The organism is Allobosea sp. (assembly GCF_035944895.1).
GTDB lineage: Bacteria > Pseudomonadota > Alphaproteobacteria > Rhizobiales > Beijerinckiaceae > Allobosea.
The window spans coordinates 1,052,717-1,074,508 of record NZ_DASZAT010000005.1; the positions used below are offsets into that span (position 1 = coordinate 1,052,717).

The 21,792-nt window shown below is 67.8% G+C and carries 21 protein-coding genes; 14 read left to right on the forward strand and 7 right to left on the reverse strand.

Annotated features, from left to right (window positions below; genetic code table 11):
• The first annotated feature begins 117 nt into the window (after positions 1-117).
• The 4 genes from VGV58_RS07285 to VGV58_RS07300 all read left to right on the forward strand — a co-directional run bounded on the left by VGV58_RS07285 (position 118) and on the right by VGV58_RS07300 (position 3,180).
• The gene (locus tag VGV58_RS07285) at positions 118-846 is read left to right on the forward strand and encodes an AzlC family ABC transporter permease (RefSeq protein ID WP_326873304.1); all 729 of its coding nucleotides are present in this window, start codon (positions 118-120) and stop codon (positions 844-846) included.
• Complete coding sequence (locus VGV58_RS07290; protein WP_326873305.1) at positions 833-1,150, forward strand: AzlD family protein; 318 nt, start codon at positions 833-835, stop codon at positions 1,148-1,150. Before VGV58_RS07285 ends, VGV58_RS07290 begins: the two co-directional genes overlap by 14 nt.
• 176 nt (positions 1,151-1,326) lie before the next feature.
• Positions 1,327-2,193 carry a branched-chain amino acid aminotransferase gene (locus VGV58_RS07295; protein ID WP_326873306.1) on the forward strand — a complete coding sequence of 289 codons (867 nt, stop codon included), beginning with the start codon at positions 1,327-1,329 and terminating at the stop codon, positions 2,191-2,193.
• Between the two features lie 6 nt (positions 2,194-2,199).
• Positions 2,200-3,180 carry an NAD(P)H-dependent flavin oxidoreductase gene (locus VGV58_RS07300; protein ID WP_326873307.1) on the forward strand — a complete coding sequence of 327 codons (981 nt, stop codon included), beginning with the start codon at positions 2,200-2,202 and terminating at the stop codon, positions 3,178-3,180.
• A gap of 1 nt (position 3,181) precedes the next feature.
• Here VGV58_RS07300 and murJ read toward each other — a convergent pair whose 3' ends face one another.
• Both murJ and VGV58_RS07310 read right to left on the reverse strand, forming a co-directional pair.
• Entirely contained in the window at positions 3,182-4,708 is a 1,527-nt protein-coding gene (gene murJ / locus VGV58_RS07305) for a murein biosynthesis integral membrane protein MurJ (protein WP_326873308.1), read from the reverse strand.
• Between the two features lie 97 nt (positions 4,709-4,805).
• On the reverse strand, positions 4,806-5,804 hold the full coding sequence (locus VGV58_RS07310; RefSeq protein WP_326873588.1) for a glycosyltransferase family 2 protein: 999 nt from the start codon (positions 5,802-5,804) through the stop codon (positions 4,806-4,808).
• Between the two features lie 133 nt (positions 5,805-5,937).
• Here VGV58_RS07310 and VGV58_RS07315 point away from each other — a divergent pair, with 133 nt between their 5' ends.
• Entirely contained in the window at positions 5,938-6,765 is an 828-nt protein-coding gene (locus VGV58_RS07315; protein ID WP_326873309.1) for a ChbG/HpnK family deacetylase, read from the forward strand.
• Positions 6,766-6,890: 125 nt separating this feature from the next.
• Entirely contained in the window at positions 6,891-8,597 is a 1,707-nt protein-coding gene (locus VGV58_RS07320; RefSeq protein WP_326873310.1) for a methyl-accepting chemotaxis protein, read from the forward strand.
• A gap of 64 nt (positions 8,598-8,661) precedes the next feature.
• Here the strand turns inward: VGV58_RS07320 and VGV58_RS07325 are convergent, their stop codons facing one another.
• Complete coding sequence (locus tag VGV58_RS07325) at positions 8,662-9,261, reverse strand: superoxide dismutase (protein WP_326873311.1); 600 nt, start codon at positions 9,259-9,261, stop codon at positions 8,662-8,664.
• A 282-nt stretch (positions 9,262-9,543) separates the two neighbouring features.
• On the opposite strand from VGV58_RS07325, the gene VGV58_RS07330 reads away from it, so the two are divergent.
• Positions 9,544-10,989, forward strand: coding sequence for a hypothetical protein (locus VGV58_RS07330; protein ID WP_326873312.1), 1,446 nt, complete (start codon positions 9,544-9,546; stop codon positions 10,987-10,989).
• On the opposite strand, the gene VGV58_RS07335 is transcribed toward VGV58_RS07330, so the two are convergent.
• The gene (locus VGV58_RS07335) at positions 10,986-13,127 is read right to left on the reverse strand and encodes a S9 family peptidase (protein WP_326873313.1); all 2,142 of its coding nucleotides are present in this window, start codon (positions 13,125-13,127) and stop codon (positions 10,986-10,988) included. The genes VGV58_RS07330 and VGV58_RS07335 overlap by 4 nt on opposite strands.
• Positions 13,128-13,525: 398 nt before the next feature.
• Between VGV58_RS07335 and VGV58_RS07340 the strand changes: the two genes are divergently transcribed.
• The 3 genes from VGV58_RS07340 (at position 13,526) to VGV58_RS07350 (ending at position 15,654) form a co-directional block, all read left to right on the forward strand.
• Positions 13,526-13,942, forward strand: coding sequence for a Ros/MucR family transcriptional regulator (locus VGV58_RS07340; RefSeq protein ID WP_326873314.1), 417 nt, complete (start codon positions 13,526-13,528; stop codon positions 13,940-13,942).
• 543 nt (positions 13,943-14,485) lie between these two features.
• Complete coding sequence (locus tag VGV58_RS07345) at positions 14,486-14,851, forward strand: helix-turn-helix domain-containing protein (RefSeq protein WP_326873315.1); 366 nt, start codon at positions 14,486-14,488, stop codon at positions 14,849-14,851.
• Positions 14,851-15,654 carry a DUF6456 domain-containing protein gene (locus tag VGV58_RS07350; RefSeq protein WP_326873316.1) on the forward strand — a complete coding sequence of 268 codons (804 nt, stop codon included), beginning with the start codon at positions 14,851-14,853 and terminating at the stop codon, positions 15,652-15,654. Before VGV58_RS07345 ends, VGV58_RS07350 begins: the two co-directional genes overlap by 1 nt.
• Here VGV58_RS07350 and VGV58_RS07355 read toward each other — a convergent pair.
• Entirely contained in the window at positions 15,651-16,076 is a 426-nt protein-coding gene (locus tag VGV58_RS07355) for a SufE family protein (RefSeq protein ID WP_326873317.1), read from the reverse strand. The genes VGV58_RS07350 and VGV58_RS07355 overlap by 4 nt on opposite strands.
• Positions 16,077-16,165: 89 nt before the next feature.
• A complete protein-coding gene (locus VGV58_RS07360) occupies positions 16,166-16,447 on the reverse strand; it encodes a hypothetical protein (RefSeq protein WP_326873318.1) in 282 nt (93 codons plus the stop codon).
• Positions 16,448-16,884: 437 nt separating this feature from the next.
• On the opposite strand from VGV58_RS07360, the gene VGV58_RS07365 reads away from it, so the two are divergent.
• Genes VGV58_RS07365 through VGV58_RS07375 form a run of 3 tightly spaced genes read left to right on the forward strand, consistent with a single transcriptional unit; the run spans position 16,885 to position 19,510 of the window.
• Entirely contained in the window at positions 16,885-18,603 is a 1,719-nt protein-coding gene (locus VGV58_RS07365) for a sensor histidine kinase (RefSeq protein WP_326873319.1), read from the forward strand.
• 18 nt (positions 18,604-18,621) lie between these two features.
• A complete protein-coding gene (locus VGV58_RS07370; protein WP_326873320.1) occupies positions 18,622-19,158 on the forward strand; it encodes a hypothetical protein in 537 nt (178 codons plus the stop codon).
• 16 nt (positions 19,159-19,174) lie between these two features.
• The gene (locus VGV58_RS07375) at positions 19,175-19,510 is read left to right on the forward strand and encodes a DUF1491 family protein (protein ID WP_326873321.1); all 336 of its coding nucleotides are present in this window, start codon (positions 19,175-19,177) and stop codon (positions 19,508-19,510) included.
• 3 nt (positions 19,511-19,513) lie between these two features.
• Here the strand turns inward: VGV58_RS07375 and VGV58_RS07380 are convergent, their stop codons facing one another.
• Positions 19,514-20,641 (reverse strand): DUF2336 domain-containing protein, encoded by a 1,128-nt coding sequence (locus tag VGV58_RS07380; RefSeq protein ID WP_326873322.1) that lies wholly within the window; start codon positions 20,639-20,641, stop codon positions 19,514-19,516.
• A 375-nt stretch (positions 20,642-21,016) separates the two neighbouring features.
• On the opposite strand from VGV58_RS07380, the gene VGV58_RS07385 reads away from it, so the two are divergent.
• Positions 21,017-21,784 (forward strand): hypothetical protein, encoded by a 768-nt coding sequence (locus VGV58_RS07385; protein WP_326873323.1) that lies wholly within the window; start codon positions 21,017-21,019, stop codon positions 21,782-21,784.
• The last annotated feature ends 8 nt before the right edge of the window (positions 21,785-21,792 follow it).

Consider the following 21,792-nt stretch of genomic DNA (forward strand, 5'->3'; position numbering starts at 1 on the left):
CTAGTGCAGCGCGCGCCAGCACGGAAGCGGACGGCCCGGCCAGCCCTGCGCCACGCTCATGGAGGCCCGGAGCTTGCAAGGCGTTGACGCAACATGGGGAAACCGGTTCGAGGACACATGCCTTCCGAAACAAAATCCGAACCACACCCCGCGGCCCAGCTCACTCTTGCCGGCATGCGGCTCGGCCTGCGCCGCGTTTCCGTGCTGATGCCGGGCGTGATCGTCTTCGCCGTCGCCTTCGGCGCCGCCGCCTCGGCCAAGGGCCTCAGCCTGTTCGAGGCGGTGCTGATGAGCGCGCTGGTCTATGCCGGCGTCTCGCAGCTCGTCGCCATGGAGCTCTGGCGGCCGGAATGGACCTGGGGCGCGATCGTCGCACTCGCCTTCGTGACGGCGACGGTCAATGCCCGCACGATCCTGCAGGCTGCGTCGCTCCAGCCCTGGTTCTCGCGCTATCCCTGGTTCGTGACCGCCTTCCAGCTCTCCTTCTTCACCGATGCCAACTGGCTGGTCGGCACGCGCTATCATGGCGAGGGCGGACGTGACGTCGGTGTCGTGCTCGGTGCGGGCCTCGCGCTCTGGGTCCTCTGGGTCGCCATGACGATCCCGGGCTACCTGCTCGGCACCCTCGTCGCCGACCCCCGCAGATACGGCATCGACATGGTCATGCCGATCTTCTTCGCGGCGATGATCGTGCCCCTCTGGCGCGGCAAGCGCGCGGCGCTGCCCTGGATCATCGCCGGGATCGTCGCGCTTATCACCGCGCGGCTGGTCGACGGCTATGCCTTCATCATCGTCGGCGCGCTCTCCGGCGCCGTGGCGGGAGCCTTGCTCGATGACCCCTCCTGAACCCGGAAGCTGGGGCCCCTATCTCGCCATCCTCGGCATGGCGCTGGCGACCTATCTCTGCCGCATCTCCGGCGTCGTGCTGATGAGCTTCATCCCGCTGACGCCGCGCGTGCGGCGTGGGCTTGCGGCCTTGCCGGGCTCGATCGTGGTCGCGACCGTGCTGCCGCTGATCGAGCGGCTTGGCCTCGCTGCCGGTCTCGCCTTGCTTGCGGCGATCGCGAGCATGGTGATCAGGCGCAGCGAGCTGCTGGCGCTCGTGACCGGCATGGTCGTGGTCTCGCTAATGCGGGCAGCGGGCTTTTGAGGCCTGGGCGCGATCGCGCAGGCCTGTGAGCGAAGCTGCGCCTGCCGCCGCGATCCATCACCGGCTACGATCGCATCCATCACAGCAATCGTTCGTCGGCATGTGGCCGGCATGTTGACGTCGTCCTGCCTGCGGCAGACGGTGCCGGCCAGAAACACTGGCGATTGGAGCGCATGATGGCCTGGTATTCGCAGACATGGACCTGGTTCGACGGCGAGTGGCGCGAGGGCAATCCCGGTATCATGGGGCCGCGCACCCATGCCGCCTGGCAGGCCTCCCAGGTCTTCGACGGCGCCCGCCATTTCGACGGCGTTTCGCCGGATCTCGACCGGCATGCCGCCCGTGTGAACCGCTCCGCTCTGGCGCTCGGCCTGAAGCCGACCATGTCGGCCGAGGAAATCGTCGCCAAGGCAGCCGAGGGCGTGAAGAAATTCACGGGCGGCGCCGCGCTGTACATCAAGCCGATGTACTGGGCCGAGGCCGATGGCCCCTCGACCATCATCGGTGACCCCGAGTCGACCCAGTTCGCGCTCTGCCTGTTCGAGGCGGCGATGGGCGACCCCGGCAAGGGTTTCTCGGTGACCAAGGGCGCTTTCCGCCGCCCGTCTCTCGAGAACGCGCCGACTGACGCCAAGGCCGGCTGCCTCTATCCCAACAATGCCCGCGTCCTGCGCGAGGCGAAGGGCAGGGGCTTCGACAACGCGCTGGTGCTCGACATGCTCGGCAATGTCGCGGAGACCGGCACCTCCAACATCTTCCTCGCCAAGGACGGCGTGGTGAAGACGCCGGCCCCGAACGGCACCTTCCTGAACGGCATCACCCGCCAGCGCACCATCGGCCTGTTGCGCCAGGCTGGCGTCACCGTCGAGGAGACGACCCTGCGCTATGAGGACTTCGAGCAGTCCGACGAGATCTTCTCGACCGGCAACTACTCGAAGGTGATCCCGATCTACAAGATCGATGATCGCGAGCTGCAGCCCGGTCCGATGTTCCGCAAGGCGCGCGAGCTCTACATGGACTTCGCCCACAGCAAGGGCGCCTGAGGCCAGATGGCCCGGCTCGCCACCCGGCTGACCGAACGCCTGGGGATCGAGCATCCGATCCTCTCGGCGCCGATGGCCCTGGCGGGCGGCGGGGCGCTTGCTGCCGCCGTGACGCGCGCCGGCGGCCTCGGCCTGATCGGGGGCGGTTATGGCGATGGCGGCTGGCTCGCCACGCAATATGCCGCTGCCGGCAATACCCGCACCGGCTGCGGCTTCATCACCTGGTCGCTGGCGAAGCAGCCGCATCTGCTCGGCGAGGTGCTGGCGCATCGGCCGGCGGCGCTGATGCTTTCCTTCGGCGATCCCATGCCTTTCGCCGGCGAGATCGCCGCGGCCGGCGTGCCGCTGATCTGCCAATGCCAGAACCTTACCCATGTCCGGACTGCGCTTGAGGCGGGCGCTGAGATCATCGTGGCGCAGGGCGCCGAGGCCGGCGGCCATGGCCATAGCCGAGGCACTCTCCCGCTCGTGCCGGAGGTTGCTGATCTGCTGGCGCGTGAAAGCCCGGACACGCTTCTGCTCGCCGCCGGTGGCATCGCCGACGGACGTGGCCTCGCCGCGGCGCTGATGCTGGGAGCGGATGGCGTCCTGGTCGGCACGCGCTTCTGGGCGAGCCGCGAGGCGCTGGTCCATCCGAACCATCATGCCGTCGCGGTGGCGGCGAGCGGCGACCAGACGGTGCGCTCGGCGCTTCCCGACATCGCCCGCCGGCTCGACTGGCCGAAACCCTTCGACATCCGCGTCAGCGACAACGCCTTCATCGCCAAGTGGCGCGGCCGCGAGGCCGAGCTCCGTGCCGCAATCGAAGCGGAGGCGCCGGCTTATCGCGAGGCTTTCATGGCCGGCGATCCCGATAAGGCGGCGGTGGTCTTCGGCGAGGCTGCGGGCCTGATCTCGGACGTTCCTGCCGCCGGCGAGATCGTGGCGCGCATGGTGGATGAGGCAGCTGAGCGCTTGAAGTCTGGCGCCCGGCTGATCGCTGGCTGAGCTAGCGCAGTAGCCGCCAGAGCCCTGCCGATCTCAATCCCCCAAGCGCGATCACGCCATAGATGCCGGCGGCGGCGAGGCTGAGGATGGCGAGCGCGATCAGGCGCGGCTCGTAGGGGAACCTGATCAGCAATCCATAGAGCGGCTCGGCCAGCAGCCGCGCGACGAGCGCGGCGAAACCGGCAGCGACGCCGACGATCACGATCAGCAGCGGCAGGGCGCGATCGGGATTGGTCCAGCCGCGCTTCAGCGCCAGCCCGTAGAGCGCGCCGAGATTGATCCAGGCGCCGCAAGCGGTGGCGAAGGCGAGACCCGGCGCACCATGGCTGCGCCAGAGCAAGAGCTTCAGCCCGACATTGGCGGCGATGGCGGCGAGCGAGACCAGCATCGGCGTGGTCGTGTCGCCGCGCGCCTGGAAGCTCGAGACCTGGGCGCGGATCAGCACGATCGCCGGCAGGCCGATCGCATAGGCGAACAACACGGCGCCGGCAGCCTGTGTCGCCGCATCGTCGAAGCGGCCGCGCTCGAACAGCGCCGCGACGATCAGCTCGGGAATGGCGAGGAAGGCGGCGGCGAAGGGCGCAGCGGCGACGAGGGTCAGCGCGATCGCGCGGTTCTGCGCCGCTTCCGCCTTGGCTTCGTTGCCGTTGGCGATGGCGCGGCTCATCGTCGGCAGCAGCACGGTGCCGACGCCGATCGCGATCACACCGAGCGGCAGCTGGTAGAGGCGCTCGGCGTAATACAGCGCCGAATAGGCACCGGCCGGCAGCAGCGAAGCGATGATCGTGTCGGCGAAGAGCGCGATCTGCACGCCGGCCGAGCCGATCACTGCCGGCCCGAAGGCCTTGAAGAAACCCCTGACCTCGCCATCGAGGCGCGGCCGGGTCAGCGCCGCCGAGACGCCTGCCTGCCGCGCCGCGATCCAGAGCAGCAGCCATTCCAGCACGCCGGCTATGGCCACGCCCCAGGCGGCGGCATGGGCCGCGCTCGGGAACAGGAAGGCGACGAAGAGTGCCCCGATCAGGCAGACATTCAGCAGGATCGGCGCGGCGGCTGCCGCCGCAAAGCGGTCGACGGCATTGAGGTTGGCCGAGAGCAGCGTCACCAGCGTGACGAAGAGCAGATAGGGGAAGGTGATCCGCGTCAGCGTCACCGCGAGATCGAAGCGCACGGGATCGCCAGCGAAGCCGGGCGCCAGCAGCCGCACCAGCTCCGGCATGAACGGGATGGCGAGCCCGGCCAGGACAATCTGGACGAGGAGGTTGAGCGAGAAGACGCGGTTCGAGAACTGTGCCGCAGCGGCCTCGCCCGATTGCTCGCGGATGCGGCTATAGGCCGGGATATAGGCCTGGTTGAAGGCGCCTTCGCCGAAGATCGCGCGGAAATGATTGGGCAGGCGCAGGGCGACCGAGAAGGCGTCCATCAGCCCGCTCACGCCGAGCGTTGCCGCCAGCACGGTGTCGCGGAGGAAGCCGGACAACCGCGAGAGCAGCGTGAAGCCGCTGACGGAGAGGATTTTTCTCAGCATCGCGCCACTCGGGCCCGCCACGGTCGGCAGTCCCCTTTGCAGGTAGCCGCATAGCTGCGTCGCGGGAGATGGTCCAGCACCGGGCTCGCTGTCGCGCCTAGCCGATCCCCGGCGGCAGCACATTGCCGCGCGGATGGGCGTTGTCTTGCTTGTCGAATCCGACCCGCTCGCCGACCAGGTAAAGCGGCCGGCGCTTCACCTCGGCGAAGATGCGCCCGACATATTCGCCGATCATCCCAAGCGAGATCAGCTGGATGCCGGAGAAGAACATGATCGAGACGATCAGCGAGGGAAAGCCGGGCAGGTCGGTGCCGAAGAGCAGCGTCCGGACCATGAAATACAGGCCGGTCAGGGTGGCCACGATCGCGATCAGCACGCCGAGCCAGGTCGCAATCTTCAGCGGCACGGTCGAGAAGGAGGAAATTCCATCGAAAGCGAAGCTGAACAGCTTGCGGAAGCGGAACTTGCTCTCGCCATGAGCGCGGTCGGCAACTGCGAAGGGCACACCCGTCGCTCGGAAGCCGACCCAGGCATAGAGGCCTTTCGAGAAGCGCGCCCGTTCGGGCAGGGCCCGCAGCGCCTCGACCACGCGTCGGTCGAGCAGGCGGAAATCGCCGGCGCCCTCCGGCAGCTCGGTCTCGCCGAAGCTGGCGAAGAGCTTGTAGAAGGCCTTGGCGAAATTGCGCTTCAGCGGGCTTTCGCCTTCGCGGTCGGTGCGCTGGCCGTAGACGTTGAGGAAGCCCTCGCGCCATTTCGCCAGGAAGGCGGGGATCACCTCCGGCGGATGCTGCAGGTCGGCATCCATGATCACCACAGCATTGCCACTGGCATGGTCGAGCCCGGCGGCGATCGCGACTTCCTTGCCGAAATTGCGGCTGAAGGAAATGGCGTGGATCCGGCTGTCCTGCGCATTGAGGGCACGCAGCGCCGCCAGCGTCCCGTCGCGGCTGCCGTCATCGACGCAGACGATCTCCCAGGAAGCGGCGTGGGCATCGAGGATCGGCTCGAGCCGGGCGATCAGCGGCGCGAGATTCTCGGCCTCGTTGTAGACCGGCACCACGATCGAGAGTTCCGGTCGCGGAGCCGGGGTCGGCATCGCGTTGGAGGCGGAGCTGGGCGCAATCGCGGACAAGGCTTTCAGGACCTTCATTGCTCGGCTAGGGCTGAATGCATGGAACCAGCCGCAGGCTCCATACACCAGCGCTGATGAATAGGGGGTAACAGCCGGCATGACCCGCAGCTTCGTGCTTTGCGCCGATGATTTCGCCATGACCGAGGGCGTCAGCCGCTCGATCCTGGAACTGCTGGCGGCCGGCAGGCTCTCGGCCACCGGGGCGATGACCAACCGGCCGCATTGGCCGCGCCTGGCCGGTGAGCTCGCGGCCTTCTCCGGCCGGGCCGATCTCGGCCTCCACCTCAACCTGACTTGCGCCGCCCCGCTCTCGGCCATGCCGACCGTCGCGCCATCGGGCGCGTTGCCGAAGCTCGGCGAGCTCGCGCCGCTGGCGCTGCGCTCCCCCGCGGCGCGCACCGAGATCGCCGCCGAGATCGCTCGCCAGCTCGACGCCTTCGAGCAGCATCTCGGCCGGGCGCCCGATTTCGTCGACGGCCACCAGCATGTTCATGTCCTGCCCGGCATCCGCCATCAGGTGCTCGATGCGGTGGCGGCCCGCTATCCGGCTGGCTCGGTCTATCTGCGCGACCCCAGCGACTCGATCGCGGCGATCCGGGCGCGCGGCGTCGCTGTCGGCAAGGCACTGACGGTCGCCGGGCTCGCCATGGGCCTGCGCGGCGCCGCTCTCCGGCGCGGCATCCCGACCAATCGCGGCTTCTCGGGCTTCTCGCCCTTCGACCCCCAGCGCGATTTCGCGACCGACCTCGCGCGTTTTCTCATCCGGCCGGGGCCGGCGCATCTGGTGATGTGCCATCCCGGCCATGTCGACGACGAGCTCGTCGCGCTCGATCCGGTCGTCGCGACGCGTCCGCTCGAACATGCGGCGCTGATGACGTTCGCGCCTCCGGGTCTGCGGATCGGCCGTTTCGCCGCCGCCGCTTGATCTCAGCTCCAGTCGCCGCGCGTGCAGGATGCGTCGAGTGCAATCGAAAATTTACGCCGTTCGCTCACCCTGCGCAGTGGCAGTCCCGACAGCTCTGGGATGTCGCTGTCTGGAGTCCGCGGAAGATGAGCGTGATGGCCTGGTTTCAGTCGCGGGCGCCGCGATCGCATGTGGCCGCGCCGCAGCTCGGCCAGGTCGAGAGGGTGATGCGCTCGCTCAGCAGCCAGATCGCGGGGGCTGCGGTCGCCATCGTCGCCGTCGCGATCGTCTTCGTCGTCATCGCCGCCGCCCGCTACAACGAAGCCAAGACACGCGGCGATCTCGAGCAGAAGATGATGTCGCTGACAGCGATGATCGTCCATGCCTCTCCGCCGCTGATCCTGGCGCGCGACACCGTCACCTTGAGCTACATCCTGGAATCGCTGAAGCGCGATCCCGATTTTGACGCGGGTTTCGTCGCCGATGACCTCGTCGCGCTTGCTTCGGCTGGCCGCACTGACGAGGCTCGGCTGTCGCTGACCCCGAACAAGCTCGGCCGGCAACTCGGGCGGGAGGCCTGGGATCTCCTCGGCGAGCAGGACACGCTGCGGCTCGAGGACAAGACCTACGTGACGCAATTGCTCTCGGTGAAGGTCGGCGGCTTCAAGAAGCAGATCGGCTATGTCGCCCTGCGCTTCGACAAGACCCGGCTCATTGCCCGCTCGACATGGGAGCAGTTCCTGACCATCGGGATCGGCATCGCCCTGCTCGTCGTGCTCGGGCCCCTGCTCTGGATCTCGCTGTCGCGGACCATGCGGCCGCTGAAGAGCATGACCCGCGCGATCGTCGGCATCTCCGACGGCAAGCTCGACACGCCGATCGACGCGGCCGGTCGCCAGGACGAGATCGGGGCGATCGCCAGGGCGCTCGGCGTGCTCAAGCTGCGCCTCGCCGAGCGGGCGAGCCTGCAGCAGCAGCAATTGACGACCGAGGCGGACCGCCATCGCCACCAGAAGCATGTCGAGGAGGCGATCGCGCTGTTCCGCGGCGAGGTCGGCGTCGCGCTCGAGGCCTTCAAGAGCAATGCCGACCGGATGGGCGAGGCATCGGACGGTCTGGCGCGGGTCGCGGCGGAGTCGTCGGAACGCGCTGCTCGCGCCGCCCAGAACTCGCATGGCGCGTCGGCCAATGTCGAGAACGCCGCCCAGGCGGCCGAGGAGATGGGCGCGGCGATCCGCGAGGTCGAGTTCCAGATCCGCCGCGTCCGCACCGAGATCGTCGAGGCGGCCTCCGCCTCACGCGACACCGCGGGCTCGGTCCAGGCGCTGGACGAGACGGCGCGGGCGATCGGCGAAGTCGTCAACCTCATCCGCGACATCGCGGCCCAGACCAATCTCCTGGCGCTCAACGCGACGATCGAGGCGGCGCGCGCCGGCGAGGCAGGTCGCGGCTTCGCGGTGGTCGCGGCGGAGGTGAAGAGCCTGGCTTCCCAGACCGCTGATGCCACCGACCGGATCGTCAGCCAGGTCGGGGCGATCCAGGGCGCGACCACCGAGGTCGTCGACGCGATCCAGAACATCGCCACCCGCATGGGCGCAATCGAGAGCTTTGCCAATTCGGTTGCGACCTCGATCGAGCAGCAGGCGATCGCCACCGGCGAGATCGCTAGCGGCGTCGCGATGGCGAGCACCTCGGCCCTCTCCGTGTCGAGTGATCTCAGCGTGCTGGCCGACAGCGTCGAGGAGACCGGCCGTTCTGCCGAGCAGGTCCGCCAGGCCGCCGGCGAGGTCTCGGCCCAGGCGATGCGGCTCGATTCGACCGTCGACCAGTTCCTCAAGCGCGTCGCGGCCTGAGCGTTGGCCAAACGAAACGGGGCCCCGCAGGGCCCCGTCCGTCTTGATTGATCGACTGTGACGATCAGGCCTTGGCGCCGTCATAGAGCTCGGCGACGTAGTCCCAGTTCACCAGGCTGTCGAGGAAAGCCTTGAGATAGTCCGGGCGGCGATTGCGGTAGTCGATGTAGTAGGAGTGTTCCCAGACGTCGACGCCGAGGATCGGCGTGCCGCCATGGACCAGCGGGCTCTCGCCGTTCGGGGTCTTGCTGACGGCGAGCTTGCCGCCCTTGACCTCGAGCCAGGCCCAGCCGGAACCGAACTGGCCGACGCCTGCGGCGACGAAGTCTTCCTTGAACTTGTCGACCGAGCCGAAGGAATCGACGATCGCCTTCTCCAGCGCGCCCGGCAGCTTGCCGCCGCCATTCGGCTTCATCCACTTCCAGAAGTGGAGGTGGTTGTAGTGCTGGCCGGCATTGTTGAACACGGCCGGGTTCTTGCCATAGGAGCCCTTGACGATCTCCTCGAGCGACTTGCCCTCGAATTCCGTGCCCTTGATCGCGTTGTTGCCGTTGTTGACATAGGCGAGGTGGTGCTTGTCGTGGTGGTACTCCAGCGTCTCCTTCGACATAAAGGGCTGGAGGGCGTCATGCGCATAGGGAAGATCGGGCAGGGTAAAGGACATGGGGCCTCTCCTTGGGCTGTCGAAATCGCGACGTGAGAATGGCTGCAATGACGCAACGCTTGGGCAATGATTGCCCGGCGGAACACCCGCCATTCGCCTGTTAGTTAAGCCCCCAGGCCGGCAGCGGCAACCGCCGTTGACCGAGAATTCCGGCACGGCCGACCTGCGTTCCGTTGGAAGGGCCGGCGCCGGCCGTTTGGTTGGCAATACCGGATGGTATCGATAGGTTAACCGGCGAGGCGGCAAGCTGTCGCAGCTCGTCTCGCCCCAAAGGAGCAAGCGTTGGTCAGGCTTTTCGTGGTTCTCGGGTTCGCCCTGCTGGCGGGCGGCGCCTATGCCATCGTCGATGGCTGGCCATATCGTGTCCTGGAGCGGGGCTTCACTGAAGTCATCCTCGGAGGACTGTCGCTGGTCGCCGGCTTGATCCTGCTTTCTCTCGCGGCGGTGCTCGCGGAAGTTCGCCGCCTCAAGGGGCTGGTCAGCGGCGCCATGGCGGCGGTGGCTCTGGCCGAGCCACGTGTCGCCGAGCGTCCGGTGCCGAGCGAGGTGCCCGCGCGCCCGGAGCCGTCGGTTGAAAAGGCACCTGAGCCCGAAGCGAAGCCTGTCGACATCGCGACCACATTGGCCGTCGGCGCAGGCGCAACTGCCGTGGCTGGCGTGCTCACCGGCCTGGCGAAGACCGGGGACAAGCCTGACGAAAAGACCGCCGGCGACACGGATGCAGACGACAAGGCGGACAAGGGCGACAATGTTCGCTCCGAGCTACCCGAGGCTATCGTCGCCGAGCCGTCGCAAGCGCCCATCGCCACGGCCGGCGACATCGATGATTGGCTGCTGCCTCCGGTCTCGCCGGTGCTCGATGTCGCTCCCGCGGATGTTCGCCCGGACGAGCGAGACGGGGACAGCGGGGCGAAGGAGAAGGCCGAGGACACGCAGGACAAGCCGGGTCATCTGGCCTCCGACGATAGCGACGAGGCCTCGCATCCGACCGACAAGGCGGTCGATGATACCGCCGAAACTGACGCAGCCGAACCTGATGCCGCGGTGGACGAGCCCGAAGCCGGGCAGGACGAGGACGAGCGCGACGATAGCTCCGAGCCGGAGGCCGCGCCTGCGACGAACGCCGAGGACCGGCTGTGGTGGCCGCGCATCGATCGGCCGGCGCCGTCGGCATCGTCTTCGTCGGTCGATGACGAGTTCAACGCGCTGCGCGATCAGCTCGCCGGTGTCGTCAATGCGCCTGAAGTCGAGCCGCAGCGGCGCGACCGTGATAACTTCGATACAACCGAGAGCTGGGTAGCGCCGCGGCCCTGGCCGCCGGTGACGCAGCCACGCGACCCTGGTGCCCTGAGCGAGGTCGAGGCCGAGGCCGCGGACAAGGGGGCGCCCGAGGAGGCGAAGGTCGAGCCTGCTCCGCTGGTGGACGAGCCTTCGCTACCCGAGCTGGAGCCGGCCGCCGAGCCTGCTCTCGCAGCGGAAGATGCGTCGCCTGCCGAGAAGGCCGAGCCGTTAGCAGCCGAGGCCAAGTCGGCCGAAGCCAAGGCAGACGAAGAGCCCGCGGCGTCCGAGGAGGGCGTGATCGGCGCCTATCAGGTCGGCGAGACGCAGTTCACCATGTTCGCCGACGGCTCGATCCATGCCCGCACGCCGGATGGCGACTACGTCTTCGCCTCGATGGATGAGCTGAAGGCTTATCTCGCCAGCGAGAAGGACAAGCTCGGCGCCTAGGTCGAGCTTGCCGCCTCGCCGGCCTCGCCCCAGCCTTCGCCCGCCGCCGTGATGGCGAAGGCATAGGCGAGGGCGGTCTCCTTCAACGAGTCGAAGCGTCCGGCAGCGCCGGCATGGCCGGCGTCCATATTGGTGTGCAGCATGATCGGGCCGCCGCCGGTCATGGTCGCGCGCAGGCGCGCCACCCATTTCGCCGGCTCCCAATAGGTCACGCGCGGGTCGGCGAGGCCGCCCGTCGCCAGGATCGGCGGATAGGCCTGCGCCTTGACGTTGTCATAGGGCGAATAGCTGAGGATCGTCCGGAAGGCGGCGACGTCCCTGATCGGGTCGCCCCATTCCGGCCATTCCATCGGCGTCAGCGGCAGGCTCTCGTCGAGGATGGTGTTGAGCACGTCGACGAAGGGCACCTCGGCGATGATGCCGGCGAACAGCTCCGGCGCGAGATTGGCGACCGCACCCATCAGCATGCCACCGGCGCTGCCGCCTTCGGCGACGATGCGGCCGCGGCTGGTGAAGCCCTCGGCCGCCAGCATCTCGCCGGCAGCGATGAAGTCGCTGAAGCTGTTGGGCTTGTTCTGGCGCTTGCCGTCGAGATACCAGCCCCAGCCCTTGTCGGTGCCGCCGCGGATATGGGCGATGGCGTAGACGAAGCCGCGATCGACCAGGCTGAGCGGACGCGTCCGGAACGAGGCCGACATCGCCGCGCCATAGGAGCCGTAGCCGTAGAGCAGGCAGGGCGCAGAGCCGTCGAGCTTCAGGTCGCGCCGATGCAGCAGCGAGACCGGCACCCTGGCGCCGTCCTTGGCCGTCGCGAAGATGCGGCGCACGACATAGGCTTCGGAATCGTGGCCGGACGGCACCTCCTGGCGCTTCACCAGAGTGCGCTCGCCGGTTGTCAGGTCGTAGTCATAGGTCTCGGCCGGCCGCGCCATCGAGGCGTAGATGAAGCGCAAACGGTCGGTCTCGAACTCGTAGCCGGCGTCGACGCCGAGCCCATAGGCCTCTTCGTCGAAGGCGATGCTGCTTTCCGTCCCGCTCTCGAGGTCGCGAATGACGATGCGGGGCAGCCCCTCTTCGCGCTCCAGGCGGACCAGCCGGCCGGCGAGGCAGATATGGCTGAGGATGAGCCGGCCGCGCTTGTGCGGCACGAGATCGACCCAGTTGGACGGCGAGGGATCGCTGAGCGGCGCACGCACGATCTTGAAGTCTTCGGCACCGTCGGCATTGGTCAGGATCAGCAACGCGTCGCCGTGATGCTCGACGCTATACTGGCGCCCCGCCAGTCGCGGCGCGATCAGCCTGGGCTTGCCCGCCTTGTCGGCGAGATCGACCAGGCGCACCTCCGAGGTTTCGTGGTCGCTGCTGGAGATCAGCAGGAAGCGCCGCGACTGGGTCTGGTCGATATCGGCGAACAGGCCGGGATCTGTCTCCTCATAGAGCAGTTCGTCCTGGCTCTGCGGCGTGCCAAGCCGATGGCGCAGCACACGCGTCGGGCGGTGGTCGTCATCGAGCGCGACATAGACGAAAGCGCTGGAATCGGCCGCCCAGATCATCTCGCCGGAGGTATCGGCGATCGCGTCAGGCAGGTCCTTGCCGGTAGCGAGATCGCGAACCCGGATCAGGAACAGCTCCGAACCGGCTTCGTCGGCGCTCCAGGCCAGCAGGCGATGGTCGGGGCTGTGTTCGGCGTCGCCGAGATCGAAGAACTCCTTGCCCTCGGCCAGCGCGTCAGTGTCGAGCATGACCTGTTCGCGGCCGGGCTTGCCGCCTTCGTTCGCGTGCGGCTTGCGGCAGATCAGCGGATGTTCGCCGCCACGCCGATAGCGGCTGTAATAGAGGAACGGCCCGTCCGGCTGCGGCGGCTCGCTGTCGTCTTCCTTGATGCGTCCGCGCATTTCCTTGATCAATTCGCGCTGGAGCGCCTTCGTCGGCGCCATCAGTGTATCGCACCAGGCGTTCTCTGCTTCGATATGCTTGCGGATCTCGGCCGGCAGGGCATCAGGGTCGCGCAGCACGTCGCGCCAGTTCTTGGCGCGCAACCAGGCATAATCGTCGTTCAAGGTGACGCCATGGACGGAGCGGCTCTGGGGGCGGGCTGCGGCAACCGGCGGTGAGGCGACCTTGCCTTGGCTAGTCATGCTTGGTCTCCGGGCTCGGTTTGATCATTTTCAAGAAGGCGATCCGGATAGGGATCGTTCCATCTTTGCGGTGACGACAGGTAGAGGTAGGGGTGGACACTGACAAGGACAACCTTTTGGCGCAAATGCTGCAACGCAAAGCGTCCTGGTTACGATCTGCGCTTACGAAATAAGCAATAATATGTCTCAATGAATGTATTCGAATCCTTGTCAGGCCACTTGCGATATTGAACTGCATGGCTTAGACGAGTGCCGGCTGGTTCGTTTTTGCATGATTCTATTCCGGCGGAAATTCGACCGTTCGTCGGCGGCGATCAGAGAGGGCGCTTGCGCCTGGAAACAGAGCTGGGCGCAGTCAACGCTATGACCGGTCAATATAACAATGGAGCAACGCCATCATGGCTGACCAAGACGGTTCCGATTTCATCGAGCTCACGGCAGATATCGTTTCCGCCTACGTGTCGAACAATTCTGTCCCGGCATCGGACTTGCCGTCGCTGATCAGCGACGTGCACGCCGCCCTCAATCGTGTTGTCGGCGGTGCCGCCCCGATTGCTCCGGTCGAGGCGCCGAAGCCTGCCATCGCGGTGAAGAAGTCGATCACGGCCGACTATCTGATCTGCCTGGAGGACGGAAAGAAGTTCAAGTCGCTGAAGCGGCACCTGCGCACGCAGTACAACATGTCGCCTGAGCAGTATCGCGAGAAGTGGGGCTTGCCGCCCGATTATCCGATGGTCGCGCCGAACTATGCCGAGGCGCGCTCGCAGCTTGCGAAGAAGATGGGTCTGGGCCAGCAGCGCCGCAAGCGCCGCTAAGTCACAGCAGACCAAACTGTATCATCGCCTATGCAGTGAAGCCGCCGGATTGCCCGGCGGCTTTTTCTTTTGGGCATCTCCCCTCACGAGCATTTGGCGGCGCGGTAGATGGTTCGGTCGGAACGATGCGCTGAAAGCCCCGATAGATTGCAAGAAGCTTGTCATGCGCGGGCAACCCTCTCCTGCATCGCAGCCGGGTAACCCGACCTCGAGACTTTGAGCGCTGATCCCGGGCAAGCCCGAGATCAGTGAGACGGCAGGGTGAGTATGGGCGGCTTGACCAGTTCCGCCGACGCTTACCGCACGGTCGGGTTCAGGCCAGCTTTTCAGCCCGAAATCTTCACCTCTACCCCTCTTCCCAGAAGAGGGGCTCCCCAAGCTTCTCCCGCTTGCTGCGGTTCCAGGGCGATCGTCGCAAGCCCAGAATTGTCAGGAGCCTGTCGGCATGGCCGACTTCGTGCTTGTGGTGAAAGATTTTAGGAATATATACCTGAAGTCGTCGCGATTGAATTCGGGGAGGCGATGCCCGCAATGGAACATATCATGAACATTATGATTGCCAAGCGGCCAGGCATGATGCGGTGCAGCGCGCCGGCGAGGTTGGTCGAAGCCGCCGTCTGCGGCGCGATGAGCCTGCCCGCCGGGGCATTGCGGACCGGGCGCGGTCAGCGCCGGATCGCTTTCGCCCGCCAGCTCGCGATGTATCTGACGCATGTCGGCTTCGGCCTGACCTTGACCGAGGTCGGCGCCTGCTTCGAGCGCGACCGTACCACCGTGCGCCATGCCTGCGCCCTGGTGGAGGACCGGCGTGATCAGCCGGCCTTCGACCTCGCCGTATCAGCGCTCGAGACCGGCCTGGCGCACCTCGCCTTCGGCCTGCGGCTGGGTTTCGTCCAGGAGGCCGCATGATGAGCGCTGACGATCGCGATCAGTCACCGTCCCGCCTGCTGCGGCATCTGAGCGAGCCGGGCGCCTATGGCATCGACTCCCCGCTCGGCTGTGGCCGGATCGCGCTCTACCGTCGCGGCTCCGGCGGAGCGACGCTCGGGGCCGGCTATGTCGAGGCCACCGAGGCGGAGGCTCTTGTTGCGGCCGGTTTCGCCGGCTGGATCACGGAGGCGGGCAAGCGGCGGTTGCGCCTTGTCGGTGCGGAGCCTGACAGGCCGCGCGCGACCCTGACGGTGATGGTGGACGGGGAAGCGCAGCAGGTCGTGCTGGACGAGCGCGAGAGCCCGCTGCTCTGGCTCCATCGCCGTCCCGGCAAGGATGGGGCGCCGCAAATCTCGGCTGCGGAATTTGCGGCCGGCGAGCGCCTCCGTGCCGATCTGACCCTGGCGCAGATGCTGCCGCGAGTGACGGTCAACTGGGATGCGGCCCTTGCTGCCGGCACCCACGCCCCGGCGCGTGGGCCGGCAGAAGCCTCCGATTCCAGCCTTGCGGCGCGTCAGCGCGTGCGCCTCGCCTGCAAGCGGCTCGGCCCCGAATTGTCGGGCCTGGCGATCGATGTCTGCGGTTTCCTCAAGGGGCTCGACCAGGTCGAGCGCGAGCGCAAATGGCCGGCGCGCTCGGCCAAGGTCGTGCTCCGGCTGGCATTGTCGGCGCTGGTCGAGCACTACGGGCTCGGCGCAAAACAGGAACGAGCGGTGAGCCATGCCTGGCGCACGCAGGGTGCGCGCCCGACGATCCAGGCTCCGCCGGAGAGTTGCGGCTAAGCGAGCGCCGCGCGGGCGTCGTTCTTGATCCGCTCCATCATGGCGCGCACGCCGTTCGAGCGCTGCGGCGTCAAATGGGCGGCGAGGCCGAGGCGCTCATAGATCGCGAAGGCGTCGGTCGCCAGGATCTCCTGCGCCGTATGGCCGGAATGGATGGCGATGGCGAGCGCGACCAGCCCCCGCACGATATGGGCGTCGCTGTCGCCCCGGAAGGAGAGGCGCGTCGCCTCGCCGGGGCCGCCCTCGCTCTTGGTCTCTAGCCAGACCTGGCTGGCGCAGCCGCGCACCTTGTTGGCATCGTTGTGCGCGTCTTCAGGCAGTGGCGCGAGCGTGCGCCCGAGCTCGATCAGGTAGCGATAGCGATCATCCCACTCGTCGAGCAGCTCGAAATTGGCGACGATCTCGTCGAGGCTCTCGCTCATGAATTCCGCTGTCGGCCTCCGGCTCACCCCACCGGTTCTGGGGCGATGACGGCGAAGCTCTTCGGCCTGTCGCGTGGCGAGGTCAAGCCTCAGCGGTGTCGCGGCGGCGTCTCGTTGCTGCGGGTCGCGGCGTTTGCCGCCAAAGCGAGCACCCGGGCGCGGGTCTCCGGCTCGAGTCCCGCCAGGACTTCCGCGGCTTCGCGTATGCTGGCAGCGCCTTGCAGCGCTGCCTTGGGATCGATCTTGGCGAGGATGGCGATCGCCGCCTTCGCATCGACCATGAGCGCATCGGGCTCGCTCTTCGTGCCGTACACGGGCGAGTTCAGCGCGATCACGCCGACGATCGCCAGGCTGCGCAGAAGATAAGCCATCTTGGTCCCCATCCGGTTCCAGGCTCCCCAGCCCGCGGATGAGTGAACCATAGCGCCTCCTTCGAAAGATCAGGTGTCGGCGACAGCATCGATTTGAATCAAAGACGGAGCACTGTCTTCAGCTTCCGTTCACCTTGCCGCGAACAACAACCGGGTCGACCGAAGCACGTGGCGGGTTGTTCAATTCATTGAAAACAAAAAGCTATTTCTGAGTTTGCCACAGAAGCGCCCGGTTTCGGGCGCTGGCGCTTTAAGCCCCGCTTAAACGGCAGCCGCGAGGATCGGCTCAACAAGGCGAGGCGAAAGCGCCGACGGCCGGCAGAGGTGCGCGTTTGCGGTTTTTCAGTTTAATGACGGCGGTGAGGGCGCAGGTCGCGGCGATGGTCCATCCATCGGCGCTGGCTGATTCGCTCGAGCGCATGCGTCATGAGCGCTTCATGCTGAGCAGGCTGGCCGCTTCGGTCGCGGCACTCAGCCTGATGCCGGCCTATATCGCCTGGCGCGGTCGCATTGGTGCGCTCGAGCTGCTCGTGCTCGTTGCCATGGCGCTGCCGTTGCTCGCCGTATTCCTGCTCTCGCGCACCGGGCGGCTCGATCTCGCACATTGCCTGTCCGGCGCCGCCCTGACCTTGCTGGTCACCACGCTCGCCTGCCTGACCGGTGGGGCTGCTTCCCCGCTGCTGCTCTGGCTCGCCGCCGTGCCGGCCGAGGCGATGTTCTTCGGCTCGCGGCCTTATGTGGCCCGCGCCAGCGCGCTCGCGGTGATCGGCCTCGGTGCCGTCGTCGCCCTGCAGGGAACCGGGATGATCGCGGAGCCGGCATCCTGGACCTGGCAGGCGATGCCCGCCTTCGCGGCCGTCGCGATCCTGCACGCCGCACTGATCACGGTCGGTTTCCTCTATCGCCGCGACGACGAATTGCGTGAGCACCGGGCCTCCGATGCGCGGGCTCAATTGATGCTCGAGCATGTCGGTGATCTCGTCACCTGGCATGATGCGGCTGGCGCCGTCGTCTTCGCCAACGAGGCCGCGCGCAACCTGACCGGAGCCGAGCCTGCGGGGCTCTTCGGCCGCGGCCTGTTCGAGCGCGTCCACATCGCCGACAGGCCGCTCTTCCTGAAGGCGCTGAACGATGCCGCTCATGGCAGCGGCCGGGCCAGCGCCTGCTTTCGCGTCCTGTTCGTCCCGGCGGGAGCCGATGGGCGCGCCAATGCCAGCCCGGTCGTCCGCTGGCTCGACCTCAGCGCCCGGCGCATCGAGCAGTCAGGTCCGCATGGCACCGTCGCCGTCGTCTGCGTCAGCCGCGACGTCACAGACCGGCGCGCGATCGACGAGGAGCGCGCGCGCGATCACGCTGAGGCGGTCAAGGCGAGCGACGTCAAGGGCCAGTTCCTGGCGACGGTCAGCCATGAGCTGCGCACGCCGCTCAACGCCATCATCGGCTTCTCGGAAATGCTGGGTGGCGAGCTCGGAGCTTCCTTCAGCCCGGCGCAGCGCCAGGAATACGCCAGGATCATCCATGATTCCGGGCAGCATCTGCTCGACGTCGTCAATACGCTGCTCGACGTCTCGAAGATCGAGAGTGGGGCGATGACGGTCGAGCAGGACTCGCTCGACATGGCCGAGCTCGCCGCCGATTGCTGCAATGTCGTCGCGCTCAAGGCTGGCAGCGGCACGGTCGCGCTCGAACGCGTCATCGGTCCGGACCTGCCGCAGCTGCTCGGCGACCGGCGCGCCCTCAAGCAGGTGATGCTCAACCTGCTCTCGAACGCGATCAAGTTCACGCCGCCCGGCGGGCGCGTCACGCTTGCCCTGGTGCGCGATGGCGGGATGATCGACCTCTCGGTCTCCGATACCGGCATCGGCATCGCCGCCGCCGATCTGCCGCGGCTGGGTGATCCCTTCTTCCAGGCCAAGTCTTCTTACGACCGCGCTCATGACGGCACCGGCCTCGGCCTGTCGGTGGTGCGTGGCCTGGTCGGCCTGCATGGCGGTACGCTCACCATCGAGAGCGCGCCGGGCATCGGCACCCGCGTTGGCGTGCGCCTGCCGATCGGCGGCGTCGCCGCCACGAGTGAGCCGGCCCGTATCGCGACCTTCGCCCGCGCCCCGCGCCGCGGCCTCGAAACCAAGCAACCCGTTCGCCTGACCGCCTGACCCGAGAGTTCAAGACCCATGTCAGCCACGCTTGCCGCCCGTGCCCGTTCCGATGCGACGCTGTCGATGCCTGTTCGCCGCCCGGCTGGTCGCCGTGCCGCGCCGTCGTTGCCGGCGCGGCTGCTGCGCTGGTTCGCCCGCCGCCCGGGCCGCGGCCTCATCGTGCTGCTGTTCGCGGCGGTGTCGGTGCTGATCGTCCTGAACGCGGTGCTGTTCCAGAAGGGCCGCCATCCCGCCCCGATGCTGTCGCCGCCTTCGCAGTCCGCGGCGCGGCCGGCCGAACAGCGCCGCGTCGAGGCGCCGGTGGTCGCCGAGCCCGCGCCCGCCCCGCAGGCGGTGATGCCGCCGGCACGGCCCGGCACCCTGGCACCGGCCGCTCGCGATGCGGCGCCGCGCCCGCCGGCACCGGTTGCGCCCGCCCAGCAGCGCCAGGCCCAGGCGGCACCGGCTCGCCAGGCCCCCGCCGCCCAGCCGGCGGCTCGCGATCCGATCGCAGACCTGATCAACGGCTCCGACATCCGCCCGCCGGCCGATATCCGCGGGCCGCGGCGTTGAGGGGCGAGGGTTGGCCTTGCCACGGCTGACCAGCGATTTCTGGGTTTCGGCTTATTTGCGCCAGGCCGCGTTTGATGGGCTCGTCGCGGTGCTCCGCCGGCGTGGCGCACGCGAGGCCGGTGCGATCTTCGTCAAGCTTGACCGATTGAATGGTACCGCGGCGCTCTATGGCCCGGCGCCGCAGGCGCTGGCGGACGAGACGGGCGAACGGCGCTTCCAGCTCATCCTCGATGCCGACCCGCTCGCCGTCGAGGACCGGGTCGCGCGTGAGGTGCGTTTCGACAGCGATCTCTGGCTGGTCGAGATCGAGAACCGCGCCGGCGATGCGAGGCTGGACGTCGTCGAGAGCTAGCGTTCAGTCGCTGCTTCCACCGCCGAGCCTGCGCCTGACCTCCTGAACGATGCCGCGGGACGGCGTCCGCTCCGCGCCGGGGCGTGCCGGCGTTCCGCTCGGATCCATGGTGGGCTGCAAGGCGCCGGGGCGGGCACTGCGTGGCGCGATCCCGCCGATCTGCTGGGCGAGCCGGCGCGCCACCGCCGGCTGCAGTGCCCGCATCAGCTCGACCAGCCCGAAGATGCGCTCGACCGAGCGGGCCGCATCGTCGCCGAGCCCGATCAGGAAGCGCGTCGCATCTTCGGGGGTCGCTCCGCAGCCGATCAGCGCCAAGGCCGCCAGCTGACGGGATGCATCGTTCGCCATCGCCGCAGCGAAGCGGGCATCGCCACCGAAGGCATCCGCCAGTGCGGCGAAGGCGCCGTTGCGGTCGGACAGCGCTGTCGCGATCAAGCCGGAGAGCCGCTCGCCGGGAAGAGTCGCCGGGCGTGGCGAGGGCGCCAGCGCCTCGCGGGCCGCGGCGGCGTCGATCATGGCGAGGCGCCTTTCCAGGCTCGCCTGCAGGAAGAGAGGCGTCAGCTCGGAGGCGGGCAGGTCGGCCCGTGCCAGCAAGGCGGCGCCGAGAGCCGGCGTGCCGACGGCGCGCGGCAGCAACAGGTCGAGCGCGGCATGAGGCAGCGATGCAGCTCCATTCGCGACCAGTGCCGCATCGATCTTCGCGCTCCCGCAGCCGGCGAGTGCGATGCTGGCGCTGCTGGTCAGGTCTTGCCGGCCGGCGAGGGCGGCTCTGGCCTCGTCATCGCCCTCGTCCGCGATCTCCTCGATCTCGGTCGCGCTGAGCGGCATGTCATGCTCGATCAGCGCGGCCAGCACCTCGCCGCCGCGGTCGCGCAAGGCGGCGAGCACCTCGCGCGGTGCATGCGGCCAGCTCGCGAGCTTCCGGGCGAGGATCGTCGCCGTGGCCTCGTCGACCACCGGGATCAAGGCCTCCGCCATGGCGCGGAAGGCCTCCATGTCCTCCTGTGAGGGGCGCGGCGTCGCCAGGAGCAGGTCGGTCTTCACCCGCAATGCGACCTGGCGCAGGTCGAGGCCGCCATCGCTGGCCAGCCTGGCGAGTTCGGCAAGGTCTGTAGCGATGCGGGACGGCATGGGCGAATCTCGTCGGCGAACTGCACTTTTGTGAAACTTATCCGCGATGCGTTAGCACGGCGTTAACCATGATGGCGCTTGATGGTCTTGAGAATCGCTGGCGTGATTTGTGCGAGCGGCTATCCGGCTTCCGAGTTGTCAGCGAATTGGGCGCAGGCGCCAGCAAGGGAGGCGCATCATGGCAGACGTCATTCCTTTTGCGCCGCGCAGGCGCTCAGCCAGCCAGGGGACCGCAGCGGCGGGCCCGTTCGGCCAGATCCTGTTTTTCACGGGCGTGCGCTACGAGCGCCAGCACGAGCCAGCCACGAGCAAGCCGCCTCGGCGCCCACGTCCCGCCGGCCGTGGCGAGCGCGAGACCCGGCGCAGGCGTCCGGGGTGAGAGTTGTCGTCGCTATAGCGGCGCTGTCCTGCCTTCCGCTCGCCGGCTGCCAGACCACCGGAGATCTTGGCCGGCCCCGCCCCAACATCATCGCCGACAAGATTGCGCCGGCCATCGGCGACTGGAGCGCGCGCTTTCGCGGCGAAGCCTCTTCCTGGTTCCATCTGACCGACGACGAGGAGCAGTTGCGGGCCCGCGCCTGGCGTATCGTCCTCCCGGCGCATGAGCGCAGTGATTTTGATCGCGAGGTCTCCAAGCTGGCTTATGTCCGCATCCTGCCGGTCGAGGCCCAGTCGAACGATGTCTTGGCCTATCATCGCGCTTTGACCTCCGGCTCCTTCGCCTCGCAGGCCTCGCGCTACAACCGGCTCAGCGAGGATGCCAATGGCGACCGGCTGCTGCTCGGCCAGTTCCGCGCCAATGCCTTGCGGGTGATCAATGCCGATCGCGCGCGACTGCGGGTGCTCGATGCCTCGCAGCAGGTACCGCCCGAGCAGCGCGACCCGGCCACCCAGCGCGTCGCCGAGAATGAGGGGCTGATCCTCTGGGTCTGCGAGCGGGCCCGTTTCAGGCTGAAGAGCTATCGCTTCTCGCTCGACAATCTGGTCGTCGAGATGCCTTCGCGCGAGGCGGTCAAGGCCGAACGCGCCATCATGGGGCTGGAGAGCGAGCTCGGCACGGCCTGCAATCTGCCGCTGATCGGCGTCTTCGGGGGCAAGGGCGGGGAGGCGCCGCCGCGCCCACCCGTCGTCTACAAGGGCTAGTGGCCGGT

Excerpts from the sequence above, each read along its gene's own strand:
- VGV58_RS07285 (WP_326873304.1), top strand. The coding sequence starts at position 118 with ATGCCTTCCGAAACAAAATCCGAACCACACCCCGCGGCCCAGCTCACT.
- VGV58_RS07290 (WP_326873305.1), top strand. The coding sequence starts at position 833 with ATGACCCCTCCTGAACCCGGAAGCTGGGGCCCCTATCTCGCCATCCTC.
- VGV58_RS07295 (WP_326873306.1), top strand. The coding sequence starts at position 1,327 with ATGGCCTGGTATTCGCAGACATGGACCTGGTTCGACGGCGAGTGGCGC.
- VGV58_RS07300 (WP_326873307.1), top strand. The coding sequence starts at position 2,200 with ATGGCCCGGCTCGCCACCCGGCTGACCGAACGCCTGGGGATCGAGCAT.
- murJ (WP_326873308.1), bottom strand. The coding sequence starts at position 4,708 with ATGCTGAGAAAAATCCTCTCCGTCAGCGGCTTCACGCTGCTCTCGCGG.
- VGV58_RS07310 (WP_326873588.1), bottom strand. The coding sequence starts at position 5,804 with ATGCCGACCCCGGCTCCGCGACCGGAACTCTCGATCGTGGTGCCGGTC.
- VGV58_RS07315 (WP_326873309.1), top strand. The coding sequence starts at position 5,938 with ATGACCCGCAGCTTCGTGCTTTGCGCCGATGATTTCGCCATGACCGAG.
- VGV58_RS07320 (WP_326873310.1), top strand. The coding sequence starts at position 6,891 with ATGAGCGTGATGGCCTGGTTTCAGTCGCGGGCGCCGCGATCGCATGTG.
- VGV58_RS07325 (WP_326873311.1), bottom strand. The coding sequence starts at position 9,261 with ATGTCCTTTACCCTGCCCGATCTTCCCTATGCGCATGACGCCCTCCAG.
- VGV58_RS07335 (WP_326873313.1), bottom strand. The coding sequence starts at position 13,127 with ATGACTAGCCAAGGCAAGGTCGCCTCACCGCCGGTTGCCGCAGCCCGC.
- VGV58_RS07340 (WP_326873314.1), top strand. The coding sequence starts at position 13,526 with ATGGCTGACCAAGACGGTTCCGATTTCATCGAGCTCACGGCAGATATC.
- VGV58_RS07345 (WP_326873315.1), top strand. The coding sequence starts at position 14,486 with ATGAACATTATGATTGCCAAGCGGCCAGGCATGATGCGGTGCAGCGCG.
- VGV58_RS07350 (WP_326873316.1), top strand. The coding sequence starts at position 14,851 with ATGAGCGCTGACGATCGCGATCAGTCACCGTCCCGCCTGCTGCGGCAT.
- VGV58_RS07355 (WP_326873317.1), bottom strand. The coding sequence starts at position 16,076 with ATGAGCGAGAGCCTCGACGAGATCGTCGCCAATTTCGAGCTGCTCGAC.
- VGV58_RS07360 (WP_326873318.1), bottom strand. The coding sequence starts at position 16,447 with ATGGCTTATCTTCTGCGCAGCCTGGCGATCGTCGGCGTGATCGCGCTG.
- VGV58_RS07365 (WP_326873319.1), top strand. The coding sequence starts at position 16,885 with ATGCTGAGCAGGCTGGCCGCTTCGGTCGCGGCACTCAGCCTGATGCCG.
- VGV58_RS07370 (WP_326873320.1), top strand. The coding sequence starts at position 18,622 with ATGTCAGCCACGCTTGCCGCCCGTGCCCGTTCCGATGCGACGCTGTCG.
- VGV58_RS07380 (WP_326873322.1), bottom strand. The coding sequence starts at position 20,641 with ATGCCGTCCCGCATCGCTACAGACCTTGCCGAACTCGCCAGGCTGGCC.